Raw genomic sequence first — 24,490 nt, 5'->3', positions numbered from 1 at the left:
ACAAAGCCACTAAAGACATGGCTAAGCGTTTTTACATTTTGTTATATTTATTTTTAACACGTACCTATAAAAACGTTGAGGTGGTATATATTCGCCATCATACGCAAGCAAAAGAAGTGGACGAGCAGGAGTTTTTCTACTCACAAGAAACAGGCGGTACCATAGTATCGAGCGCGATAAAACTAATGGAAGAAATTGTCGCCGACCGATACTCTCCACATGAGTGGAATATTTATGCCGCACAAGCGTCAGATGGTGATAATTGGGCAGATGATTCACCATTATGTAAGGAACTACTCAATAACAAAATTATCCCTTTTGTTCGTTATTATGCCTATATAGAAATCACCGCACGCAACCATCAAAGTTTGTGGCGTGAATATGAACAACTAGCTGCCGAACACGAAAACTTCGCCATCCAGCACATCCGTGAAGTTTCAGATATCTATCCAGTGTTTAGAGAACTTTTCAAAAAACAGGTCAAATAAGGTGAGTTTATGGCAAAAGCAAAAAAACCTTTGAGTGATGGGCCAGATTGGACCTTTGAACTGTTAGAAGAATACCATGTTGAAATTAAACGGGTTGCCGAACATTACAAACTATCGACCTACCCTAATCAAATAGAAATTATTACTGCTGAACAAATGATGGATGCTTATTCAAGTGTAGGTATGCCGATAGGCTATACGCATTGGTCATATGGCAAAAAATTTATTCAGACTCAGCAAAACTATAAACGTGGTCACATGGGTTTAGCGTATGAAATAGTTATCAACTCAGACCCATGTATTTCTTATCTAATGGAAGAAAACACCATCACTATGCAAGCATTAGTGATGGCGCATGCGTGTTATGGACATAATTCATTTTTCAAGAATAACTACCTATTTACGACTTGGACTGACGCCAGCTCAATAATTGACTACTTGCTGTTTGCAAAAAACTATATTGCTGAGTGTGAAGAAAAGCACGGCATTGATAAAGTTGAAAAAACCGTGGACGCTTGTCATGCACTTATGAATTTTGGAGTAGATAGATATAAACGCCCACAAAAGATTTCAATTCACGAAGAGCAAAGGCGACAAAAAGAGCGTGAGGCTTACTTGCAATCACAAGTGAACGATTTATGGCGCACTATTCCAAAAAAATTAGTTGAATCAGAACAAAAGAAAATTCGTTTTCCAAAAGAACCGCAAGAAAACTTGCTGTACTTTATCGAGAAAAACGCGCCCATGCTTGAACCTTGGCAACGTGAAATTGTGCGTATTGTTCGTAAAATATCACAGTACTTTTATCCACAAAAGCAAACTCAGGTGATGAATGAAGGTTGGGCAACCTTTTGGCACTATACCATACTAAACCACCTGTATGATGAAGGTTTAGTCACTGATAGATTTATGCTGGAGTTTTTACACAGCCACACCAACGTCGTTTATCAACCACCCTATAACAGCAACTACTATTCGGGCATCAACCCATATGCACTTGGCTTTAATATGATGGTGGATATTCGCAGAATTTGTGAAAATCCAACAGAAGAAGACAAACGTTGGTTTCCAGATATTGCAGGCTCTGATTGGCTAGAAACATTACATTTCGCGATGGAAAACTTTAAAGATGAGAGTTTTATTTCACAATTTTTGTCTCCTAAAGTCATGCGAGATCTCAAGCTATTTCATATTAAAGATGATGATCAACAAAACTATATTAATGTTGAAGCTATTCATAATGAACAAGGCTATAGAGATTTACGTGAGTCCTTATCGCGCCAATACAATTTGAGCAATTTAGAGCCCGACATCCAAGTACATAGTGTGGATGTAAGTGGTGACCGCTCTTTAACTTTGCGATATAAACCACATCATAGAATACCATTGGCAGAGAGCCGTACAGAAGTACTCAAACACTTGTATCAGCTATGGCAATTTGACGTTAAGCTCGAAGAAGAAAAAGCGGATGGATCAGTTGTTACTTTAGAGCGTTGCCCTAGTGTGAGCAAAAAGGTAGAGATAGATTAGTTAAAATTAAAGCCCTTCTTAAAATAAAAATACCGGTGTAATAACCGGTATTTTTATTTCAATTCTTTATTTAACCACTACTGCTTCCGCCAATGTTGGCATTTTATCTCGGTATTGTTGGAATATTTCTCCAGAGTTTATACCGTAGCGGCGAATCAGCTCTGGCGCGCCATTAAAATCCCCTTGCTCAGCGAGCAGTCTAAAATCTTGGTAGAATTTCTTGGCAAGCGCTCTTGCGTCTGGGTGGGAAAAATAAAATACACCTAATTTGTCATAAAGTGTTTTAAAACCATTAATAATCAAAACGTAAATGAGATTGTTCGAGGCCATTGCCAGCGCATGATGAAACTTATAATCATATTCTGAATAAGCTTCACCACTATCTTCTAGATTGTCCAAATTAGCTAAAAAATCTAACACTTGTTGAGGGTTATTTTTAATCGATGCACGCGCATATATAGTTGCAACATTGGTACGAGCAGACAACAAATTATCCACTAATTTATCAGCATTTTGCGTGTCTAACCTGACAACTGTTTCTAAAATATTTAACCCTGAGGTGTACCAAACATCGTTTACCTTAGTTGATTTGCCATGTTGAATGGTCAACCAGCCATCTCTAGCTAATCTTTGTAAAACCTCACGTAAAGTCGTTCTAGTTACACCAATTTCTTCCGATAACTCTCGCTCTGCGGGCAAAATAGTGCCTGGTGCGTATTTACCGTTCCAAATAGATTCAACTAAATACGCTTCTGCAAACGCTGCAGGGCTTTGAGCCTTAATGTACATATGTCTTCCCCAACCGAATTAATACTGCAACTGGTCGAGCGTTAAAACGCCCTTGTTTTAAAAAGTGTAGCAAAGAAATCAGACGGGTCTAATCTCTTGCACGTTTTAATTACAAAACGAAACCAAACCGTCCCTGTTACATCCAACCATAAGTTTTATCAGTAAAATACTCAAGAATCTAGCCTAATTTATGTATGACCATTATAAAATTTTATCATTATGTAAAATAGCTCAACTGCAATGCTCTCGTGTTAACATAGCGCAAATTGCCACTTTTAGTTTGTTTTTATGATTTTAAATTACACTCAATCTGGTACTGGAAGTCATGTTGTACTGTTGCATGGCTTATTCGGCAGCGCCGATAATCTATCCCAATTAGCCAAATACTTATCTGAATTTTTTCTAGTAACAAATATCGACCTACGTAATCATGGTGCTTCACAACATGCCGATAGCCATACATATTACGATATGGCTACAGACTTGCTAGCCACCCTAAAACATCTAAACATTGAAAGGTGCCATTTATTCGGCCATTCAATGGGTGGTAAAACAGCCATGACATTTGCAATGCTTCATCCTGAGAAAGTGGCGAGCTTAGTTGTTGAAGATATTGCCCCTGTAAGGTATGCAAACCGGCACCAAGATGTTTTTACCGCATTAAACCAGCTCGATCTTTCTCAAGTCGAAAATCGTAAGCAAGTCGTCAATCAGCTCAATGAACAAATAAATAGCTTAGGTATCAGCCAATTTTTAGCCAAAAATTTGCAAAAAGATGATGGCAATTGGCGTTGGAAAATGAACTTGGCCGTATTGCAACTGGCCTATCCTGAAATTGCTGCATTTCCTGACGACCTAGCCAAAGCATATGAAGGCGCAACCTTGTTTATTAAAGGAATGAATTCAGATTATCTAATGCCACAGCATCAAAATGATATTTTACAGCGTTTTCCCAAAGCTCAGGTTAAAGTGATTCAAGGTACAGGTCACTGGGTTCATGCAGAAAAGCCAAATATTTTTAATAAAATTGTCGCCGATTTTCTGCAAAAACAAGAGTGTTGATCATTTTTATGATATAGTTCGGCCACTAAAAATGATTCTCAGTTAACCGATTAAGTACAGCCTATCATATGACATTCGAGCAATTTGAAACTTTGAGTTTTTACCTAGGCATTTCTGGCCTATTTTTACTGATTGGGCTCGCTATCAAAGATGTATTGAAAACCGGTGATGTGCCCTTATTTGGAAAAATCATGGTTTGGCTAGTACTGTTTTTAGGATGTGCGGGTTTTCTGGTTAAAGGTTTAATACAAGTATTTTTTTAAGATTTGTAGAGAGAGATTAGCATGGCAGTTGTTGGTTTATTTTTTGGTAGTGACACAGGTAATACTGAGGCCGTTGCCAAAATGATCCAAAAAGAATTGGGTAAAGACATTGTAGCGGTTTACGATATCGCTAAATCAACTAAAGAAGAAATTGAAGCATTTGATTTCTTATTATTTGGCATTCCAACTTGGTATTACGGCGAAGCCCAATGTGATTGGGATGACTTTTTCCCAGATCTTGAGGAAATTGACTTCAATGACAAAATAGTTGCTATCTTTGGCTGTGGCGATCAAGAAGACTATGCTGAATACTTCCTTGATGCTATGGGCATGGTACGTGACATAGTTGAGCGCAAAGGCGCAACTATTGTTGGTCACTGGTCTACCGATGGTTATGATTTTGAAGCATCAAAAGGCTTAGCAGACGACGACCATTTTATCGGTTTAGGTATTGACGAAGACCGTCAACCTGAATTAACCGAAGAGCGTGTTAAAGCTTGGTGTAAACAGATTAAAGACGAAATGTATTTGTCTGAGCTGTAACTACCTTTGTTATAGGGTATTGTTTTCAAAGATAATACCCTAGCTACCTTCCGTCATTCCACAGCAAAAACTTTTCTCATTCCCTCTTATTTGACACTGTCAGCAGGCAGATTTATGTATATACTTATATTTATTACATAATAATGACAGGTGCATATGGCAGATAGATCCCGCTTTAGTTTGTTGTTGCTTGGTGGTGGTGCTAGAGCTGCTTATCAGGTTGGAGTACTTAAAGCGATTGCAGGTGAAGTACCCAGAACACATTGCACGCCATTCCCGGTAATAACAGGTACATCCGCAGGTGCAATCAATGCAACTGCATTAGCTTGTTACGCTCCTTGTTTTCATTTGGGGGTGAAAAAACTTGAGTGGGTATGGAAAAATTTCCGTACCGAAATGGTCTATACCAGTAATTTTTCTACTTTATACCGTAACGTCGTCAAGAACCTAACATCCCGTAATGAACACCCCACACTGAAACAAACCATCAGCTGGTTTGATAATTCGCCGTTACAAGCCTTATTAACTCGTTTATTAGATTTAGAGCGCATTCAACGCAATATAGACAGAGACCAATTAAGAGCTTTGGCCATTACCGCCTCGTCATACCACAGCGGCGACTCAGTGTGTTTATTTCAATCAAAAGATAATATTGAACCGTGGATAAGAGCTAAACGCCGCGGCATTCACAGCCCGATTAAAATCGAACATTTAATGGCCTCGTCAGCTATCCCTATGGTTTTTCCATCAGTTGAATTGCATGGTGAATATTTTGGTGACGGCTCTATCCATCAACTAGCACCACTCAGCCCGTCAATTCACTTAGGTGCAGACAAAATTTTTGTGATAGGCATGGAGCAACCGAAAAACCGTTTTAGCTACCAAGATGATGTTGCTATGCCACCAACTGGTGGTGCTATTATTGGCCACCTGTTGGACACTATATTTACCGAAGCACTGACTTCAGATATAGAACGTATGCAAAGAATTAATCAAACTTTGCATTTTATTCCCACTGAGTCACGCAAAAAATGTGGGTTAAAGCCTATCTCTGTCATGCAGCTCAATCCGTCGAAAAACTTTAATGAAATTGCAGCCCGTCATTACAACAGCATGCCTTTTGCCATTCGGAGCATTCTCAAAATATTAGGCATTAACAACAACACAGCGATTAATTCGAGTTTAATCAGTTACTTATTATTTGAACAAGCTTATTGCCAAGAACTAATCGAATTAGGTTTTCAAGACGCACAAGCGAAAATGGATGAAATTAAGAACTTTCTGCAGCTGTAGCTAAAACTAACTGTGAAAAATTGTTGAAGGGTAAATATTTGAGGGAATAAGCGCTTTGAGGAAAACAAAGCGCTTATTAAAGCAAGATTAGAATTAGTCTTCTAATAATATACGTAACATGCGACGTAAAGGCTCTGCAGCACCCCATAATAATTGGTCACCAACAGAGAAAGCAGACAAGTATTCACCGCCCATTGCTAACTTACGTAAACGGCCAACAGGCACATCTAACGTACCAGTTACTTTAGCTGGTGTTAACTGGTTGATGGTACTTTCTTTGTCATTCGGTACCACTTTAGCCCATTGATTGTGGCTAGCCAACATATCGCTAATTTCATCTAATGGAATGTCTTTATTCAACTTAATAGTGAATGCTTGGCTGTGACAACGCATAGTACCAATACGCACACAGATACCTTCAACTGGGATCTGAATACCTGAATGGCCTAAAATCTTGTTGGTTTCAGCGCCACCTTTCCATTCTTCACGGCTTTGGCCATTACCTAAGTCGCTATCAATCCAAGGGATTAAGCTACCCGCAAGCGGAACAATAAAGTTTTCACTTGGGAACCCTTGATCGTTTAATTGCGCAGTTACTTTGCGATCAATTTCTAAAATTGCACTTGCAGGATCAGCAAGCTCTGCCGCAACAGATTGATTTAACACGCCCATGCCAGCTAACAGCTCGCGCATGTGTTTAGCACCGCCACCAGACGCCGCTTGGTAAGTCATGGATGTGATCCAATCAATCGCTTTATTTTCAAATAAGCCACCTAAGCCCATCATCATTAGCGATACAGTACAGTTACCACCAACAAAAGTTTTAACCCCTTTGCTGATACCGTCTTTAATCACATTTTGGTTAACTGGATCTAAAATAATGATAGCTTCGTCATCCATACGCAATGAAGACGCAGCATCAATCCAATAACCATTCCAACCTGCTTGACGCAGCTTTGGATAAACAGCTTTAGTGTAGTCACCACCTTGACAGGTAATCACTACATCCATTTTCTTTAACTCTTCAATATCAGTTGCGTCTAACAAAACCCCCGCATCTTTGCCAAAATTTGGCGCTGCTTTACCAGCTTGAGATGTTGTAAAAAATACAGGTTCGATTAAATCAAAGTCTTGCTCTTCGACCATGCGGTTCATCAAAACAGAACCTACCATGCCACGCCAACCGACTAGACCAACTTTCTTCATGAAAACTTATCCTCTATGAACTGAAAGAGTTAAAAATTAAAGACTGATCATACATAAAATAGCCGCTTTTAGCTAGTAAACATTGTGTTATCGTCAATATTTTAGTCAGTGAGTACACCATTTTGATAGTCGATAATTGCCTGATTTATCTCATGCTGAGTGTTCATAACAAAGGGGCCATACTGCACTACAGGTTCATTCAAAGGTAAACCTGCAATTAACAAAATTCGGCTATTTTCTGCTACTTGAAATTCAATTGAATCACCAGCAGAAAAACGCGCGAGTTTACTTGCAGCTACCCTAACGTTCTGGGTTGAATGGCTAAACTCAACAACCCCTTCAAACACATACAGCATTAGATTATATTCAGCTGCCAGAGTTAATGAATGTTGGCTGTTAGCAACTAAACTGATGTCAGCAATAACAGGTTGAGTCACAGGATGACTGATAGCGCCTGTTATCGTCTGATTATTCAGCTTAAATTCCCCAGCTAATGCTTTTACAGATGCGCCCTCAACCTGAGTTGTTGAAAAATGACTCGCCGGAAAATCCGTATATTGCGCCGGGGTTAATTTGTCTTTGGCTGGCAAATTCAACCAAAGCTGAAAACCGTTCAATAATCCCGAGGTTTGTTTGGGCATCTCAGAGTGAATCACGCCTTTGCCAGCGCGCATCCATTGCACACCACCATCTTCGATTAAACCAACATTGCCCAAGTGATCTTGATGCTCCATTTTGCCGTTAAGCATATAAGTTATGGTTTCAAACCCTCGATGCGGATGCGGCGGAAAACCCGCTATATAGTCGGCAGATTCATCCGAGCCAAATTCATCTAACATTAAAAATGGATCGAAGCGCTCTAGCCCTCGCCCACCAAACACGCGCTTGAGTTTAACCCCAGCGCCGTCAGAGGTTGGGCGAGCTGGTATTACTTCAACTATATTTCTCATGTCCGCTCCTAAAATTTTGTAAACTTGACAGTTTACTAAACTGTCTCAACCGCTTGTTTAACTTGTTGCTTAGCTTCAACCAAGGCTTTTTCTTTATTGTCTTGCATATTCAAACCTTCAGCATAAATAAACTCAATTTGTGTTAACCCAATGAAATTTAAAAAGGTTCGAATAAACTGCACTTCTGTATCGCGAGACGTGTCTTTGTGCATACCACCACGAGTTGTCACAACAAACACTGGTTTATCTGCAATTAAACCAACAGGACCATTTTCAGTGTACTTAAAAGTCACACCCGCTCTAGCTAAATGGTCAAACCAAGCTTTAAGCATAGAAGGCACGTTAAAGTTGTACATAGGTGCGGCAATTACAAGATAGTCAGCCTCTTTAACCTCTGCAATTAATTTGTCTGAGAATTGTGTTTTAGCAATTTGTTCGTCACTCTTATCTTGCTCTGGCGTCATCAAAGCACCTATCCACTCACCATCGACATGCGGAATAGCTTGAGTCGAAAAGTCTCGAGTAATCACTTCAACGTGAGTTAATTTTGCAGATAATTGCTCAACTAAATTATCAATAATCTGCGTTGAAGCCCCATTGTTACCAAATAAGCTGCTGTTAATACGTAAAATTTTGTTAGCCATAAGTTACCTACCTTTGCTGTTGTTAATTTCTAATCGAACAATCTATGGTATAAATAATACATTCACTTTACTGGCCAAAATCGCTAATATACTGGTTAAATACATCAACTTTTTAAATATATTAATGAAACTACCTAAAACGACACTAGAACAATGGGCAACCCTGATTGCTGTACATGAAGAGCAGAGTTTCGCAGCGGCTGCAGAGCGACTAAATAAAAGCCAGTCGAGTATTAGTTACAACATAAAACGGCTAAACGAATCTTTACCAGTCGCCGTTATCACACTCAAAGGGCGTAAAGCAGAATTAACCGAACAAGGTAAAGTTTTGTTGCGTAAAGCATACTGCCTTCTAGATACAGCCAATGATATTGAAACCAGTGCACACTATTTATCCGCGGGTTGGGAAGCGGAACTGACTGTCGCAGTAGACGCTTTGATTTTTGTACCTGAAGTCTTAAATAAACTTGCGAGCTTTTCCAACCAGTATCCACAAACTCGTTTGCGAATTTTAGAAACAACATTATCAGCAACTGACGAAGCTTTGTTTGAGAAAAAAGCGCAATTGGCCTATGTTGCACGTATTCCGCAAGGTTTTATGGGTACGCCTATTGGTTCGGCGAAAAAACTGATTGTCGCGCATCCAAAACATGCAATATTCGCAAAACAACAAGTGTTAACGGAAAACGAGTTACGCCAATACCGCCAGATTGTCGTGCGTGATTCCGGCATTAAACGCAATCAAGATGCAGGATGGTTAGGCGCAGAACAAAGATGGACTGTGAGCTCATTTTCATCGTTAATTGATGCGGTTAAAAATCAAGTTGGTTTTGCGTCTATTCCTGAAAGATTTATTCGACAGGAACTAGAGAGTGGTGAATTAAAACAAGTGCCATTGCAGCTAGATAATACTCAAGTGCTCACCCTTTACCTTGTTTTGGCAGAGGGTGAAAACGCAGGGCCAGCGGCCAAAGCTCTCTACCAGCATTTGAAAGCATTGCCGCTAAGTTAATCAAGTATAGGTAATTTAAGCAGGCTCAATCAGCCATTCGACTTTAGCAAAGGCTTTATCGTCCTGCGCCAATTTTTGCGCTAGTTGCCTTGCCACCGGCTGCATAATTTTATCTAACTGGTATGGCGCATTGATCACTAACATCCCAGAGCCAAACATACCAAACTCTTGTTGCTGTTGCTCAACGGCTAGCTCTATAGATAACAGATTACTGATTGGTAAATTGGCAACTTTCTTTTTTAAATCACGGCTTCTATCTCTTTGCGCAGCTAAAATTGGATACCAAAGCAAAAAGATCCCATGTGGCCATTTTTTGATTGACTGCTGCAATGCTTTCACTGCATCGGCATAATCTTGTTTAACTTCGTAAGCAGGATCTATCAAGACTAAACCCCGCGCAGGCTCTGGTGGCATGCATGCGTTTAATCCTTCAAAACCATCACGATTATGAATAGCCACTCGCTGGTCTTTGTAAAAATTACCCTTGAGTTTAGAAATTTCATCACTATGTAGTTCCATGAAGATACATTTATCTTGCTCACGCAAAAAATCACAAGCGATTTTGGGTGAACCTGGATAAAACGCAGGTGTTTGATTGATATATTGACTCACATATTCACAATAGTCGGTTACAATCTGTTCACAACCTGCTGAATTATCCAGCAAGCGCTGAATTCCCTGCTCAAACTCAGCAGTTTTGCGTGCTTCAGCGCTAGATAAATCATATAATCCTCGACCACAATGACTGTCGATGTAAACAAAAGGTTTATTCTTTTGCTTGAGCTTTTGAATAACAGCTATCAGGGTAATGTGTTTGATGACATCAGCATGATTACCAGCATGGAAGCTGTGGCGATAACTTAACATAGAAATAATTCTGATATTTTATTTAAGATTAAAGATAACGTTAATTATTGAATTTGAACAGGAAAATAGCTTAAAAAGCAGTCTTATGACAAACAATGTTTACAAAACAACAAAAAAGTTAAAAATAAATTGAACTTTTACACTTGATTAACATCTATAAATAATACAAATTAGAAACAATTAAATAACAATTATGAGTTCTCAAGGTGATTTAGTTATGAAGCTTACATCAAACAAAGTATTAGGTAGTCTTGCCTTGATGTTTTTGCTGCCATTTAATAGTCAAGCGGATGAAAGCGCAACCAATAGTTCATCTGAGTTGTCTGTTGACGATGATACAGTGAAACTTGCGTTAAAAGTTAATCGCAAAATGATAGAGCAGGATTTACAAGAGGCTGAACATATCTCAGCAATTGATTTATCCAAACCTGCAGAATATCAATCGTATATTGACTATTATTTTCAAGAGTATTTGCCAGTTACTAAAGAAGATGGTCAACCGGTTAATTTAGCCATTAAGTCGACCAATATCGAAGGTGATACTGTCGTATTTAACTTAGAGGCTCCATTAGACAATGCCAATACTTTGAGCATTAACAACCGAGTATTATTCCACTCAAATGATGAACAAGTTAACAAAGTACAAGTACGTGACAATAGTTATACATTTACTAGTGCAGTAGACGAGCCATTAATTGTTTGGCAAAAAGATGAAAAGAGTTTAGAAAATTTACACACCTTTTCGCTACAAGATACTAATAAGGCCTAAAGGTTTAGGCCTTATTAATTTGTATCTAGCTGAGGTTAGATAGCGTCAAACAACTCTTCGTGTAAATGTTCAACCACTTTAGCAGCGTCATCAGACTGGGTTAAGAAACAGAAATTATGTGGACTTGCACCTTGGCAAATCATACGTAAATTATAGTTTTCTAACGCCGCAATCAATTTACCACCCACACCTGAATTTGCTTGTAAATGGTTACCGATAACGGCCACTAACGACAAGTTATCTTCTACGCTTACTTCACAGAATTCAGCTAACTCATCTAATACTTCCTGTTTAATACCACGTGTAGTTGTATTATTTGGATTATCAATGGTGATAGCCACAGAGATCTCAGATGTTGTGATTAAATCAACGCTGATCTTATGTTGAGCTAAAATACCAAACACTTTAGCCAAAAAGCCGGTCGCAAATAACATTTTAGGGCTTTTAACCGTTAATAAAATTTGGTCGCGACGTAACGCGATGGCTCTATATGGTGGTTTATTTTCAGCTTTGTTGCGGATCCAAGTACCACCTGCTTTTGGTTCACGACTGCTACCAACAAACACACCAGTGCCTTTACGCACAGCAGGAATTAAAGTTGCTGGATGTAAAATTTTCGCACCAAAGGTCGCCATTTCAGCAGCTTCATCAAAACTCAACTCTGGAATTGGACGCGCTTGTGCTGTTAAACGTGGATCTGTTGTATAAATACCTGTTACATCAGTCCAAATTTGTAAAGTTTCGGCTTCCAATGCTTCAGCCACTAACGCAGCAGAATAATCACTACCGCCACGGCCTAAAGTGGTTGTATTACCTTGGCTATCAGAACCAATAAAACCTTGAGTTACAAATACTGTACCTTCTAATTCAGGTGCAATTAACTTCTCAGCTTGCACACGTGTTTGTTCTACATCTGGTTCAGCTTTACCAAAATTACTATCGGTTTTTAATACTTGTCGAATATCAAAGTTAACCGCGTGCGCACCACGTTGGCGTAATACTTCAGCAAATAATAAAGATGACATTTGTTCGCCAAACGACTGAATTTGGTCTTTTAAGCGCATAGAACCAACTAGGTTATCCGAATAAGCAACCTCTTTTAACTCAGCCAACAAGTTATCTAAAGCTAAAGTGACCCATTCAGGCTTACCTAATTTATCAACAATTGCGTACTCAGTTGCACGAATTTCCGCCAAAATAGTTTCACGCTCTTGTGCAGTGACATCCATATGGGTTAAACGCACTAATTTGTTGGTCACACCTGATTGTGCAGACACACAAACAACACGAATATTTTGATCTTCTAACACTATATCAGCACAACGAGACATAGCTTCGAAGTCTGCAACACTGGTTCCGCCGAATTTGGCAACAATTAGGTTTTTCATGATTTTCCCATTTTAATAAACAAAGGGAAAGCAAGGCTGTGGAATGAAGAAGGCTTCAATTCTAGGCCGAAAGCTCTCCACCGATTCAGGTGACAGTTAGTTGGATTCAACCAAATTAACCGAAAATACTTCCACTAAGACAAGTAGTTTTCTCGGCGTATATCCCCCTGGCTAACATTCAAACAAGGCTTAGTCCTCTAATGTTAGTTACCTGAATAACGCACCTCTTTCGGTCTTGGTAGGAGTAATCACTACTCCTAGGTAAGACGCGCGCGCATTAAATAGTAAATTGCTGTAAAAATCAACATCCAGTGAAAATATTTTTAGCGCAAAACTCAGCTAAATGTTTCTTAATTAGCGGATTTAAACTAAAGTTTTTAAATAGGCGTCAGATAACAGACCAATAGAAAAATTAAGTTAGTTAGCATGCAAAAAAACAAATCAACCGAAGAAGAATTATCCTTAGACACAGACTTAGTTCCAGACAACTGGGATGAATTACCCGATCTTGAAATATTTGATGATGAAGATTTATCTTTTGTAAAACATCAAGACAAAGATCAGCAGCTAGAATCAGATGATGACCTTGTATTAGATGAGCTGGATGAAATTCTCGACGATGATTTACTAGATAATTTGCACGCAGATACTCAGGATGACGCAGCAGAATTATCGCTAGACGACGCACAATTAATCAATGATAATCTCTTAATAGATGAAGACGAGTTGCTCCAAGATAATTTGACTGATTCAACCTCGGGTGATGAATCACTTAGTGACTTCTCGCTTGACGAGGCAAGTATTGAGCAAGTTGAATTGCAAGACATAGAGCTAGACGATATTGAGCTAGCAGAAGATGAACTTGAGTTGAACATACAGCCAGACACTGCTAATGATAATAGTGTTTCACCGTCAACTCGCACTATGGATAAACTTGCCCAGCATCAAAGCGAAAAATCTAGTCCTGTTTCGGCTAACTCCAAAGAGCAACCCGAGCATGTTAATCAGCAACTCATGAACAGCCTAGATTCTTTGGCAGCCCAATTGAATCAATTAACTCAAGTTGTCAGCGACTTACTACAGCAAAAAAGTCACACTGAACCTGAACCTGTCGACGTACAAAAATTGTTTTCCACAGGTGTATATTACGCTAAACATGCAGATTATATTCATGCGGCTAAATGGTTTAGACGTGCGGCTATGGCGTCACATGGTAAAGCCATGTTTTATTTAGGCATGATGTTCATTAAAGGTGAAGGCCTGCCAAAATCTATCATTCATAGTTATGTCTGGATGTCGTTAGCTAACGTTTATGGTGTATCAGAAGCAAAAGCGGCTATGATGGATATTCAACATAGACTGACGGCGCATGAGCTTAATCAAGCACAAAGATTAGCCGCAGAAAAATATGAAGAAATAGAAAATATTCAAGCTAAATTGGCACTTAAGATACCTTCAGCAGATTAGCTAAACCAACAAGGGTTTAATTAAAACCGTTTTAGTTTGTTTTATTTGAATCGATCAAACAAAGGAAAAACCAACCAACTAACAGAAATAGCGCCAGGAGGTAGTGAGGGTTGAGGTGTTAGCCACTATTCCTGTCAGTTGGTATGCGCAAGTTAAACAATCAGGAAAGAGGGGTTTCCGTCAAATAATTGTCTAACTAATGCATTTGGTCGCAAATTGTATTTGCTAAAATGATTAAAGCAATATGCTTGCCAAAAGATCTCACACATTAGTTTAATCGGTTTTTAAATTGAACATCCATGTCCAGTCACTTAATAAACAACCAAAATGAGTTGTTATTCTGCTTAACCACCTAATAAAGATAATGCTGATTGTGGTCTTTGATTTGCTTGGCTTAGTACAGTTGTACTTGCTTGCTGTAAAATTTGGTTTTTAGTTAATGAAGCTGTTTCTGTTGCAAAGTCAGTATCACGGATACGTGAGCGTGCAGCCGAAACGTTTTCCGCAACATTGCTTAAGTTACGAATAGTTGACTGAAAGCGATTTTGCAGCGCACCTAAGTCAGCACGAGCGGCACCGATAGTAGAAATTGCAGTGTCGATTGCGGTTAATGCGGCAGAAGCGTCTCTTTCTGTTTGGACTGACAAACTTCCGATACCTAAGCCTGAAGCACCAAAGCCACCGCTACGCGACATATTTACTGAAATAGATTGCCCACCATTTGCGCCAACTAAGAATGCCGCTGAGTAAGCCCCGGTTAACAACTCAACACCGGCAAATTGCGTAGTTGAGCCAATACGGCTGATTTCAGTTTTAAGTGCCGACACTTCTTTTTGCAGTGCTAAACGGTCAGACGAGCTGTTGATACCATTTTGTGCTTGAATAGATAATTGACGAATACGTTGTAATGCAGTGGTAATTTCTTGCATTGCACCTTCAGCCGTTTGCGTTAACGAAATCGCATCGTTGGCATTACGTACCGCTTGGTTAAGACCCTCAATTTGAGTCGTCATACGGTCAGTAATTTGTAAACCAGCAGCATCGTCTGACGCGCGGTTGATACGAAAACCTGAAGATAATCTTTCAAAAGCAGTATTTAAACCTAAGTTTGAGTTAAATAACTGACGTTGTGCATTTAATGATGAAACATTTGTATTTACGAACATTGACATTTTGGTCTCTCCTAACTGAGTTTATTAAGTGCCTTATTTTTGTTGTTATCATCCGCTGACACTTAATATATCGGAGAGGCCGCGACAATCTTTATAGACTGGCAGCAAAATAATGAGGGAAAGTTTTGCCGTTTTGCGGCAAAACCTCACAACTTTGATCGGCAAATAGGCTATAACCTATTGATTTAACTAGCTCTACAACTACACTGCCCGCCTAAAAAAATTTCCGTTTTTAGAGGAAAAAAGTGCAAAAAAGTTCTAAAGGCAAAAATAAGAGCCGAGATTTACCACTCCTCGGCCCTTATTGGAGTGAGTACAACTCACCCGTTTGGCCTGAAAAACCCGTCGCACTACCTCCTGGCTATTCCCAAACGGGCGGAAGCAGAGCTTAAGTCAATAATTAACCCAATAGCGATAAAGCCGATTGAGGTCTTTGGTTTGCCTGACTTAAGATAGTAGTACTTGCTTGCTGAATAATCTGGTTACGCGTTAACTCAGCAGTTTCAGTCGCAAAATCTGTATCTTTGATACGAGAACGTGCACCAGAAACATTTTCAACAATGTTACTTAAGTTACGAATGGTAGATTGGAAACGATTTTGTAACGCACCCAAGTCCGCTCGCGCACCACCAATAGTAGAAATTGCCGCATCAATTGAAGTTAAAGCTGCAGAAGCATCAGCAGCTGTCGCAACTGACAAACTACCAATACTTAAACCTGATGCACCATAACCACCACTACGAGATAAATTCACAGAAATGGTTTGACCGCCATTTGCGCCAACCAAGAAAGCGGCTGAATAACTACCAGTCAAAAGTTCAACACCGGCAAACTGAGTAGTTTGGCCGATACGGCTGATCTCAGTTTTTAGTGCTGAAACTTCTTTTTGTAAAGCAGTTCGGTCAGCTGAAGTATTAATACCATTTTGTGACTGAACAGCTAACTGGCGAATACGTTGCAATGAAGAAGTAATTTCTTGCATTGCACCTTCAGCAGTTTGAGTTAAAGAAATAGCATCGTTTGCATTACGTACCGCTTGATTCAAACCTTGAATTTGGCTAGACATACGATCGGTAATTTGCAAACCAGCAGCATCGTCTGACGCACGGTTAATGCGGAAACCAGACGACAAACGTTCAAATGAAACGTTCAGCGCAGAGCCAGAATTAAATAACTGGCGCTGAGCATTTAATGAGGACACATTAGTATTTACGAACATACTCATAGTACTCACTCCTATGCAATTAAATGTTCAACAAATGAAGGCAAATGCCTACAATTTACTTATAAAGGGTAAAATAATAAAACTTTACTCTTCTTCATTTTTTATATCGGCATTTAAGAAAGTCTCTTTAGAAATTATTTGAACATTTTTTGATATATTTAACCAATCTAAATAAAAATAATATAAGAATTAAATTAATAATTAAATGAACTTTGTTTTATTTAATATTTTATTCGAAAAGATCAACTGAACAGTTGCAAGAATATGATATGAATAGCAAAACAGCTGGGGAAATACTTCCCCAGCAAGTCGCTACACAAGTTAGGAGAGAGTGCGCGAACTGGTTGACATACATGTGCTTGAACGATGTCGACAAAACATCTCAATCACAAATATGTATTTAAAGCACCCTGTAGCGTTTTACTCTCAAAACAAAGAGCAAAACGCAAATCCACTCGTGAATTACAGATGTATTTGTTTAGCACGAATAAATATTCGCATTAATTTAGCCATTAAATTATTAACCCAACAATGACAAGGCAGATTGAGGTCGCTGATTCGCTTGGCTCAACACTGTAGTGCTTGCTTGTTGTAAAATTTGGTTTTTAGTTAACTCTGCCGTTTCGGTAGCAAAGTCAGTGTCTTTGATTCGAGATCGAGCGCCCGATACGTTTTCAATAATGTTGCTTAAGTTTCGAATAGTCGACTGGAAACGATTTTGCAGCGCACCAAGATCAGCCCGTGCAGAGCCAATAGTAGATATTGCAGCATCGATTGCAGTTAATGCCGCAGATGCATCATTTTCGGTTTGAACCGACAAGGTACCTACTCCCAATCCTGACGCACCATAACCACCTGTTCTCGACAGATTAACTGATATCGTTTGCCCACCATTTGCACCGACCAAAAATGCCGCAGAATAAGTACCAGTTAATAGTTCAACACCAGCAAACTGAGTGGTTTGGCCGATTCGACTAATTTCTGTTTTTAATGCGGATACTTCTTTTTGTAACGCTAATCGGTCAGATGAAGTGTTGATACCATTTTGCGATTGCACCGCCAATTGGCGAATACGTTGCAACGAGGTAGTGATTTCTTGCATTGCACCTTCAGCTGTTTGTGTCAGTGAAATTGCATCATTCGCGTTTCGCACAGCTTGCTGTAAACCTTGTACCTGAGTGGTCATTCGGTCGGTAATTTGTAAACCTGCAGCATCGTCTGATGCACGGTTAATACGAAAACCAGATGACAAGCGTTCAAACGCAACATTCAGCGAATTACCCGAGTTAAACAATTGACGTTGGGCATTCAACGACGAAATATTTGTATTTACAAACATAGACATAATTACTCTCTCCTACTATAGATAGTTTTTGTACCTTGTTGTTTTAACAAAACCAGAACCACAAATTGCCAATCAATTTGTTTATACAAGCTTTTGTATTTGCCTTCCTTTGACACTTTATATATCGGTGAGAAAAACTGACTCTTTAGAGAAAATATTAAAATTTATGCTTATAAATTAATGAATTAGACTCTAAAGTTTTATTAAGACCTGCCGAGTCGGACATTAAAATAAAACTTTAGTTAAAATCTAACCTAGCCACTTTGCAGCTAAAGGCGAAAGTTTGAACGCAGAAATGCAAAAACCCGCCGAAGCGGGTTTGACTAGCAAAAATTTCTAAAGAAAAATTACAAGAAGTTAAATAACGACAAGCCGGTTATGCGGCCAAAAGTGGTATTAGAGACTTGATAAGCTGTTTCTTGTTTTTGTAATTCTGTGACTGCCTCAGCAAAGTCAGCTTCCGATACTTTTGCTTTGGCCTCTTTGACATTTATTTCCAAATCTTGGTTAGACATGTCAACACTATCAATTACATTGATACGGCCACCAATTTCAGAGCGGGCAAAACCTATATTTTCTTGCGACTGATTAATTGAAAACAAAGTTTTTTGAATAATGTCATTGAGCCCATCGCCACCCGTCTGATCATTTTGTAACCTTGAGATTAACTCATCTAAAGAATTGAGAATATTGCTTTTAGCCGGATCATTTAAGGTAAAATCAATTTGTTGACCCGCTGTAGGTGTGCCATTGACATTAAACTCAAGCCCTTTGAATTTGACTGGCTCACCAGCGGTAAAATTACCTGAATCTAACACTGTACCGCCACTATCTTGTACCTGATAAGTGCCTGCACCAAACACCACACTATAGTCGTTAGAGCCAGCTGGACTCGGTGGAATTTTTAGATAGTTTTGTTTGTGAAAGTTATCAAAACTATCACCATTGTCGAGTCGGTAGCTAGCACTTGCAGTTGATGTACCCGCAATTGTTACACCATTACGTGCAGCTGTGTCTTCAAAAATCGAAAAGCCAGATCCAGGAATACCAGATTCAACTTTGAGTGTTTCAGAAATTTGTACTTTCTTGACGTTTTCATCACCTTGATACACATAACTACCGCTGCTGTCTTGCACAAAAGGTGTTTGTGAAGATTTTGCCCCAGCAAAAATATAATCACCTTGTGAATTTTTCGAATTCATCAAGTCGGCGATTTCACCTTTAATTAATTCAAGCTCAACCGCCAATGCGCGTCTGTCGGTATAATCATGCGCCCCGTTACCCGATTGGATTGCTAAAGTATGCGCACGTGTTAACGCAGTATTGATACCAGTCAACGCGGTTTCTTGAGTACTTAATTGATTTTTTAGATGAATGGTATTTTTACCAAACTGCTCCAGCCGCGCTAAATCTTCATCAAAACGAACAACTTTAGTTGCACCAGTTGGATCGTCAGACGGCTTTAAAATATTCGTCTGTTTAGTTAATACATCATTTGCGCGTACAAGTTTTTTTTGCGTTTCCAAAATACCTTGTAAACTGCGATCATAAATAAGATTAGTGGTTAATCGCATACATTACCTCACTGCTTGTAGCAAAGAGTCAAACAAAGTGTTTGATACTGTAATGATTCTAGCAGCTGCGTTATACGCCTGCTCGTATCGAACCAAATCAGCTGCTTCTTCATCCAAATTCACACCAGACATATCCGCCACCCGCTGCTCCGACTGCTCAAGCATAGTTGTACTGGCCGTTAAATCGATTTGCGCTCGATTGGCAGTATCACCAACAAAACCAATTAAATTGGAATATGCTTCGGTAAAAGTCAGGGTATTATTGCCTGTCCCAGCAATATTACGGCGCATGGTATCGTCTGATTGTAAATCAGTTAATTTCTGGCCGTTAAAATTATCGTCCAGCGCATCTGAATTAAAACTAATATTAAATTCATCACCCGCTTGCGGCTGGCCTGAAACACTAATTTCATAGCCTGGGTAATCATCACCATGCGTTGCTGTTGGCCAAGTACCAGCTGCTTGCAACTGCGCCATAATATTGTCGCCAGAAGCAACCGTACCAATAACAGCACCCGTGCTGTCTTGAACTTCGTATTCACCAGTTAAGGTATAAACCACTTTCGCTGGCGCATCTGCATCTAACGCATTAGCTGCGTCAAAAGCACTCATATTCAGCGTCGAGTTATCCGTATCAGTAGAGGTTATATCTTGCAGCTTTATTGTGCCGTTGCCGATATTAGTGATCGGGTTTTCAACTTTTATTGGTGATGCTAATGCCAGCTGTTCTGGACGATTTAAATTCATTTCAATTTGCACACCAGCCAAACGAGTAGGACGAGCTAAAAAGCTATCGCCTGCAACAAAAGCTGTGTCTGGTGAAAATCTTAATTCTAAACCATCAGGTAACCCATCTGCGCTACCTTGATAATCAGCTGTGCTCGCAGGAATAGTAAATGGGCCACTTTGTGAACCGATTGTTTCACCTTGTTTGTATGCTTGAATTGTGTATTCAGTCGCAGAAGTAAAGGTTATTTGATAATCAAAGTTGGTGACTTCATCACCCAAACCTTCTTCGATTCGAACTTCCACATAGTGATTCGCACTACTGTTGTCATCGTAACCCAAAGCTTGCGTACTAGGTATAGTGAAAATATCACTCCCTAATTGACCGTCTAAATCAACACCTTTTTTGTTTTGCTGATTCATCGCATCAGAAAAAGCAATCGCCAATTGACCAAGCGAATTAATCGCTTCATCTAAAACTGTTGTTCTGTAATCGACCAAACCACCAATTGAGCCACCCAAGTTATCTGTACGGAAATCTTTGACCGCATTTGGGTTATTATTTATGTAGGTTTGAATTTCAGTACGATTTGGGTCTGGATCGCCAGATACAGCTTTAAATTGAAAATAGTTTGCATTAGTTACCAGCGATTGACCACCTTGGGTATTAACATAAATCGCGCCTGTATCTGCTTCTAAAGTTTGAATATTTACTTTTTCGGCAAGGCGGCGAATAACTTCGTTGCGTTCATCTAGTAACTCAGGTGCAGACTGGCCATTTACTGACGATTGTTTTGAGGCAACTATTTTTTCATTGAGTTGATATAAACCTTGAATCAGTGAATTGGTTTCGCTGAGCTCAAGTTTAATTTCATCATTAACAATGTCTTCTTGCTCTAATACCCTGTCAGTCAAACTTTGCATGCGGCTTACCAAAGCGTTGGAATCAGAGATCACCAATTGGCGAGGGGTTAATGAAGTTGGCTCGTCGTTCGCTTCGTGCAAACGCTGAAATACACCTTCAAGGCCTTTAGCAATGCTAACAGTTTGATCTGAGAAAAGGTTATCCAGCACACTGGTATTTTCAGAATAGGTTTCTAAGCGAGCGTTTTCTGTGGTGTCGCGGCGATATTGGTCTATTGCATAACGGTCAAACATGCGGATAACTTGTGGGCGACCAAGGCCCCACTCTACATAATTAGCATATTCGGTACGCTGGCGGGTATACCCCGGCGTATTCATATTCGCAATATTGTTACTGGTTGTCGCTAGTTGGTTTTGATTACCCAACAAAGCGGAAGAACCAATTTTTAACAAATCCGTCATTTAATTAAACCTTAAACCGAGCACTAGCAAAACTTTCGCTATGTTCTTTATCGGCAGCTATTCTTAAAACTTTAGCATATCTCTTGCAGAATCGAACACAGAATCTTTTAATACAGACATAATTTTGTCAGCATAGTTAGGATCTGTCGCATAACCTGCTTTTTGCAGTTCAGAAAAGTAGCTTTTAGCACTGTCGCTTGATTCAACCGCTTGTTGATATCTAGGGCTATTTAAAATGAAGTCGGCATAATCTTGCATGGATTCAGCAATATTTGAATAAGCTCGAAAATGCGCTTTTTCTTGTTGAGCAACACCATTACGATATTCCAAAGTATTGACTGTGGTTTTGTCACCACTCCAACGACCATCAGCTTTAATACCAAAAAAGTTCAATGCATTGCTGCCGTCAAGTTTTTGCATCATTTTCTGACCCCAACCAGTTTCTAACGCAGCTTGACCTATCATGGCTATCGGCGAAATACCCAGTTTGCTTGCCGCCATAGTTGCATACGGCATTAACTTGTCGACAAAATCCTGTTTATTGGCAAACTCTATATTCTCTTCGCTGGTTGTTTTGTTGGTATTTTCTGCATGCAAGGATTGCTGAGTTTGATTTGAATTTTGATTGTTCTCAGCCATTAAATTGAACTGAGCTTTTGCTTGGGCTTGCGCTCTCGCCAATTGGCCATCATTTCTAAGCGCTGATGCTGGCATGGTATTGTTACTACCTGGAGATAGTTGCTCAACAATTAAATCGGCTAAACCCAAAGCGCCACTCGAGGATAAATCAACCGCCATTTGATCATCCATCATACCACGGAAAAACTTAGTTTCTTGGCTGTTAAACGGGCTATCTTTGTCTTCCAGTACTTGTTCTGCTTGACGCATGCTTTGCAACATCATTTTCATAAAGATAGATTCAAAATGTTCAGCAGCTTTACGTAAAGCTTTTTGATCATTCGGGTTGCTCTGCGCTGCTTCGCGCAGGCCATTTAACCCAGAAAAATCTTGAACAAATTGTGCTTGATCTAACTTATCCATGATGTCACCTACTAGATAACTACTAACTCGCCTTGCAACGCACCCGACTCTTTTAACGCCTCTAATATCGCCATTAAGTCACCTGGTGCTGCGCCAATTTCGTTTAACGCTCTAACTAGTTCGTCTAGGCTAGTACCTGCATCCAATACAAACATACGCGTGTCGTCTTGCGCAACATCAATTAAAGTTTGTTTGGTTGTCACTGTTTCGCCATCAGCAAACGCATTTGGCTGGCTCACTTGCTGATTAGCGGCAATGGTCACCGTTAGTCCACCATGGGTGACAGCCGTTGGAGCTAAGCGTACATCTTTGCCTATCACAATTGTGCCAGTACGTGAGTTTACGATCACTTTGGCTGGTGCATCTGCTGGGGTAAATTCTAAATTTTCTAACGTCGCAATGTAAGAAACACGTTGGCCGATATCACGCGGCGCAATTACTTGCACTGAGGTCGCATCTAACGCTGTCGCTGAATTTGGCCCGACTAATTGGTTAATCACATCAGCCATGCGTTTAGCTGTGGTAAAGTCTGATTGATGTAAGTTAAAAGTAAGTGTATCTCCATGGCCTAAAGCAGTCGGAACCTCTCGTTCAACTAATGCACCATTTGGTATACGCCCAACCGTTGGAGTATTAACCAAGACTTGTGAGCCATCTTGCCCTTGAATACCAAAACCACCAACAATTAAACTGCCTTGAGCAATTGCATAAATTTTACCGTCAGCACCTTTTAACATGGTTTGTAATAAAGTACCGCCGTTTAAACTACCTGCACTACCAATAGAAGATACTGTGATGTCAATTTGTTGACCCGGTTTGGTAAAAGGCGGCAAAGTGGCTGACACAGCAACTGCGGCTACGTTTTTGATTTTTGGTTTGGTAGACGCTGGTAAACTAATACCAAAGTTATTTAACATGGTTCGAAAACTTTGTTCGGTAAAAGGGCTTTGTTCGCCTGTTCCCGGCAAACCCACAACTAAGCCGTAACCAACCAATTGGTTATCTCGAATACCTTGAATACTTGCGAGATCTTTAATGCGTTGTGCTTGGGTAAAAGTGCTAACAAGCAACAAGCTGATAAATAAAATAAGCTTTTTCATCATCTACCCCTTAAAACGGCCACCAAGTGGAATAGAAGAATTTGGATAACCAACCTTGTTGATTAGACTCAGCAAACGAACCTGTACCACTGTACTGAATGCGCGCATTAGCAACTCGAGTACTTGACACAGTGTTATCACTGCTAATATCGGCTGGGCGCACTATGCCAGTAACACGAATATATTCGTCACCTGTATTTAAAGTTAGCCATTTTTCACCACGTACAACTAAATTACCATTGGGTAAAATACGTGTTACATGCACAGAAATTTGCCCAGTTAAACTGTTGCTCTGGTCGGCTTTAGAATCGCCTTTAAATTCACTTTCACTGCTTAAACTTAAATCAAGCGGATTGCCACCAATAGTTGCCACTCGGCCAAGTGCTGAAAATGGCTGTAGTGACACGTCATTTTCTTTACCATATTCAGCTTTAGCTTGTTTAGACGCTGAAGTATTTTCTTTTAATACCACAGTAATGATATCGCCTAACCTTCTTGCTTTGCTATCTGAGTAAATATTATTCGGGCTAATATCTGAATACAGTGAGCCTGTCGGCACAATAGCAACAGCTTCTGGAATTGGTTCAATCGGTGCAAATTCAGGATCATCAGGAATAGCAGCTGATTCTTTGGTGGTTGCACAGCTTGCCAAACACAAAAGCATTAAGCCCGTTGCCGTTGATTTATACATTAAACTTTTCATCAGCCAC

The 24,490-nt window shown here is 39.7% G+C and carries 23 protein-coding genes and 1 riboswitch; of the genes, 9 read left to right on the top strand and 14 right to left on the bottom strand.

All coding sequences use genetic code 11. The annotated features are described in order from the left end of the window. Nucleotides 1-488 (top strand): DUF444 family protein (locus WSC_RS25250; RefSeq protein WP_040394154.1); only part of this gene is annotated, 488 nt, incomplete at its 5' end. Between the two features lie 9 nt (nucleotides 489-497). Beyond that, complete coding sequence (locus WSC_RS0109030) at nucleotides 498-2,018, top strand: SpoVR family protein (protein ID WP_016955602.1); 1,521 nt, start codon at nucleotides 498-500, stop codon at nucleotides 2,016-2,018. Nucleotides 2,019-2,084: 66 nt separating this feature from the next. On the opposite strand, the gene fadR is transcribed toward WSC_RS0109030, so the two are convergent. After that, entirely contained in the window at nucleotides 2,085-2,807 is a 723-nt protein-coding gene (gene fadR, locus WSC_RS0109025; protein ID WP_016955601.1) for a fatty acid metabolism transcriptional regulator FadR, read from the bottom strand. 288 nt (nucleotides 2,808-3,095) lie between these two features. Here fadR and WSC_RS0109015 point away from each other — a divergent pair, with 288 nt between their 5' ends. The 4 genes from WSC_RS0109015 to WSC_RS0109000 all read left to right on the top strand — a co-directional run bounded on the left by WSC_RS0109015 (nucleotide 3,096) and on the right by WSC_RS0109000 (nucleotide 5,968). After that, on the top strand, nucleotides 3,096-3,869 hold the full coding sequence (locus WSC_RS0109015; RefSeq protein WP_016955599.1) for an alpha/beta fold hydrolase: 774 nt from the start codon (nucleotides 3,096-3,098) through the stop codon (nucleotides 3,867-3,869). A 68-nt stretch (nucleotides 3,870-3,937) separates the two neighbouring features. Continuing rightward, complete coding sequence (locus WSC_RS0109010) at nucleotides 3,938-4,132, top strand: DUF2788 domain-containing protein (protein ID WP_016955598.1); 195 nt, start codon at nucleotides 3,938-3,940, stop codon at nucleotides 4,130-4,132. A 21-nt stretch (nucleotides 4,133-4,153) separates the two neighbouring features. Further along, nucleotides 4,154-4,675 carry a flavodoxin FldA gene (fldA, locus tag WSC_RS0109005; protein ID WP_016955597.1) on the top strand — a complete coding sequence of 174 codons (522 nt, stop codon included), beginning with the start codon at nucleotides 4,154-4,156 and terminating at the stop codon, nucleotides 4,673-4,675. Between the two features lie 156 nt (nucleotides 4,676-4,831). Further along, nucleotides 4,832-5,968: a patatin-like phospholipase family protein gene (locus WSC_RS0109000; protein WP_016955596.1), complete on the top strand. Its 1,137-nt coding sequence runs from the start codon at nucleotides 4,832-4,834 to the stop codon at nucleotides 5,966-5,968. Nucleotides 5,969-6,061: 93 nt separating this feature from the next. On the opposite strand, the gene asd is transcribed toward WSC_RS0109000, so the two are convergent. From asd to WSC_RS0108985, 3 genes are all read right to left on the bottom strand, one after another. Then, nucleotides 6,062-7,174 (bottom strand): aspartate-semialdehyde dehydrogenase, encoded by a 1,113-nt coding sequence (gene asd / locus WSC_RS0108995; RefSeq protein ID WP_016955595.1) that lies wholly within the window; start codon nucleotides 7,172-7,174, stop codon nucleotides 6,062-6,064. A 101-nt stretch (nucleotides 7,175-7,275) separates the two neighbouring features. After that, nucleotides 7,276-8,124, bottom strand: a complete 849-nt coding sequence (locus WSC_RS0108990) for a pirin family protein (RefSeq protein WP_016955594.1) — start codon at nucleotides 8,122-8,124, stop codon at nucleotides 7,276-7,278. A 35-nt stretch (nucleotides 8,125-8,159) separates the two neighbouring features. Next, nucleotides 8,160-8,768 carry an FMN-dependent NADH-azoreductase gene (locus WSC_RS0108985; protein WP_016955593.1) on the bottom strand — a complete coding sequence of 203 codons (609 nt, stop codon included), beginning with the start codon at nucleotides 8,766-8,768 and terminating at the stop codon, nucleotides 8,160-8,162. 124 nt (nucleotides 8,769-8,892) lie between these two features. Here WSC_RS0108985 and WSC_RS0108980 point away from each other — a divergent pair, with 124 nt between their 5' ends. After that, nucleotides 8,893-9,780 (top strand): LysR family transcriptional regulator, encoded by an 888-nt coding sequence (locus WSC_RS0108980; protein WP_026016757.1) that lies wholly within the window; start codon nucleotides 8,893-8,895, stop codon nucleotides 9,778-9,780. A 15-nt stretch (nucleotides 9,781-9,795) separates the two neighbouring features. Here WSC_RS0108980 and WSC_RS0108975 read toward each other — a convergent pair whose 3' ends face one another. Then, the gene (locus tag WSC_RS0108975; RefSeq protein WP_016955591.1) at nucleotides 9,796-10,647 is read right to left on the bottom strand and encodes a 23S rRNA (adenine(2030)-N(6))-methyltransferase RlmJ; all 852 of its coding nucleotides are present in this window, start codon (nucleotides 10,645-10,647) and stop codon (nucleotides 9,796-9,798) included. A gap of 217 nt (nucleotides 10,648-10,864) precedes the next feature. Here WSC_RS0108975 and WSC_RS0108970 point away from each other — a divergent pair, with 217 nt between their 5' ends. Next, nucleotides 10,865-11,416 (top strand): DUF6702 family protein, encoded by a 552-nt coding sequence (locus WSC_RS0108970; RefSeq protein WP_016955590.1) that lies wholly within the window; start codon nucleotides 10,865-10,867, stop codon nucleotides 11,414-11,416. A 35-nt stretch (nucleotides 11,417-11,451) separates the two neighbouring features. Here the strand turns inward: WSC_RS0108970 and lysC are convergent, their stop codons facing one another. Next, entirely contained in the window at nucleotides 11,452-12,804 is a 1,353-nt protein-coding gene (lysC, locus tag WSC_RS0108965) for a lysine-sensitive aspartokinase 3 (RefSeq protein ID WP_016955589.1), read from the bottom strand. A gap of 62 nt (nucleotides 12,805-12,866) precedes the next feature. Next, nucleotides 12,867-13,041: riboswitch (Lysine riboswitch) on the bottom strand. A gap of 189 nt (nucleotides 13,042-13,230) precedes the next feature. Between lysC and WSC_RS24080 the strand changes: the two genes are divergently transcribed. Continuing rightward, complete coding sequence (locus WSC_RS24080; RefSeq protein ID WP_016955588.1) at nucleotides 13,231-14,271, top strand: tetratricopeptide repeat protein; 1,041 nt, start codon at nucleotides 13,231-13,233, stop codon at nucleotides 14,269-14,271. Between the two features lie 344 nt (nucleotides 14,272-14,615). On the opposite strand, the gene WSC_RS0108955 is transcribed toward WSC_RS24080, so the two are convergent. From WSC_RS0108955 to flgH, 8 genes are all read right to left on the bottom strand, one after another. Beyond that, the gene (locus tag WSC_RS0108955) at nucleotides 14,616-15,443 is read right to left on the bottom strand and encodes a flagellin N-terminal helical domain-containing protein (RefSeq protein WP_016955587.1); all 828 of its coding nucleotides are present in this window, start codon (nucleotides 15,441-15,443) and stop codon (nucleotides 14,616-14,618) included. A 400-nt stretch (nucleotides 15,444-15,843) separates the two neighbouring features. Then, nucleotides 15,844-16,668 carry a flagellin N-terminal helical domain-containing protein gene (locus tag WSC_RS0108950; RefSeq protein WP_016955586.1) on the bottom strand — a complete coding sequence of 275 codons (825 nt, stop codon included), beginning with the start codon at nucleotides 16,666-16,668 and terminating at the stop codon, nucleotides 15,844-15,846. A gap of 520 nt (nucleotides 16,669-17,188) precedes the next feature. Then, a complete protein-coding gene (locus WSC_RS0108940; RefSeq protein ID WP_016955584.1) occupies nucleotides 17,189-18,013 on the bottom strand; it encodes a flagellin N-terminal helical domain-containing protein in 825 nt (274 codons plus the stop codon). A gap of 347 nt (nucleotides 18,014-18,360) precedes the next feature. After that, entirely contained in the window at nucleotides 18,361-19,587 is a 1,227-nt protein-coding gene (gene flgL / locus WSC_RS0108935) for a flagellar hook-associated protein FlgL (protein WP_016955583.1), read from the bottom strand. Nucleotides 19,588-19,590: 3 nt separating this feature from the next. Beyond that, nucleotides 19,591-21,639 (bottom strand): flagellar hook-associated protein FlgK, encoded by a 2,049-nt coding sequence (gene flgK, locus WSC_RS0108930; protein ID WP_016955582.1) that lies wholly within the window; start codon nucleotides 21,637-21,639, stop codon nucleotides 19,591-19,593. A 63-nt stretch (nucleotides 21,640-21,702) separates the two neighbouring features. Beyond that, nucleotides 21,703-22,680 (bottom strand): flagellar assembly peptidoglycan hydrolase FlgJ, encoded by a 978-nt coding sequence (gene flgJ / locus WSC_RS0108925; protein ID WP_016955581.1) that lies wholly within the window; start codon nucleotides 22,678-22,680, stop codon nucleotides 21,703-21,705. An 11-nt stretch (nucleotides 22,681-22,691) separates the two neighbouring features. Continuing rightward, the gene (locus WSC_RS0108920; protein WP_026016756.1) at nucleotides 22,692-23,783 is read right to left on the bottom strand and encodes a flagellar basal body P-ring protein FlgI; all 1,092 of its coding nucleotides are present in this window, start codon (nucleotides 23,781-23,783) and stop codon (nucleotides 22,692-22,694) included. Nucleotides 23,784-23,790: 7 nt separating this feature from the next. After that, nucleotides 23,791-24,483: a flagellar basal body L-ring protein FlgH gene (gene flgH / locus WSC_RS0108915; RefSeq protein WP_016955579.1), complete on the bottom strand. Its 693-nt coding sequence runs from the start codon at nucleotides 24,481-24,483 to the stop codon at nucleotides 23,791-23,793. Nucleotides 24,484-24,490 lie beyond the last annotated feature (7 nt).

This window comes from Catenovulum agarivorans YM01 (genome assembly GCF_000281085.1).
GTDB lineage: Bacteria > Pseudomonadota > Gammaproteobacteria > Enterobacterales > Alteromonadaceae > Catenovulum > Catenovulum agarivorans.
The sequence above is the reverse complement of the archived record's forward strand: the minus strand, read 5'-3'. Positions and strand labels throughout refer to the sequence as shown.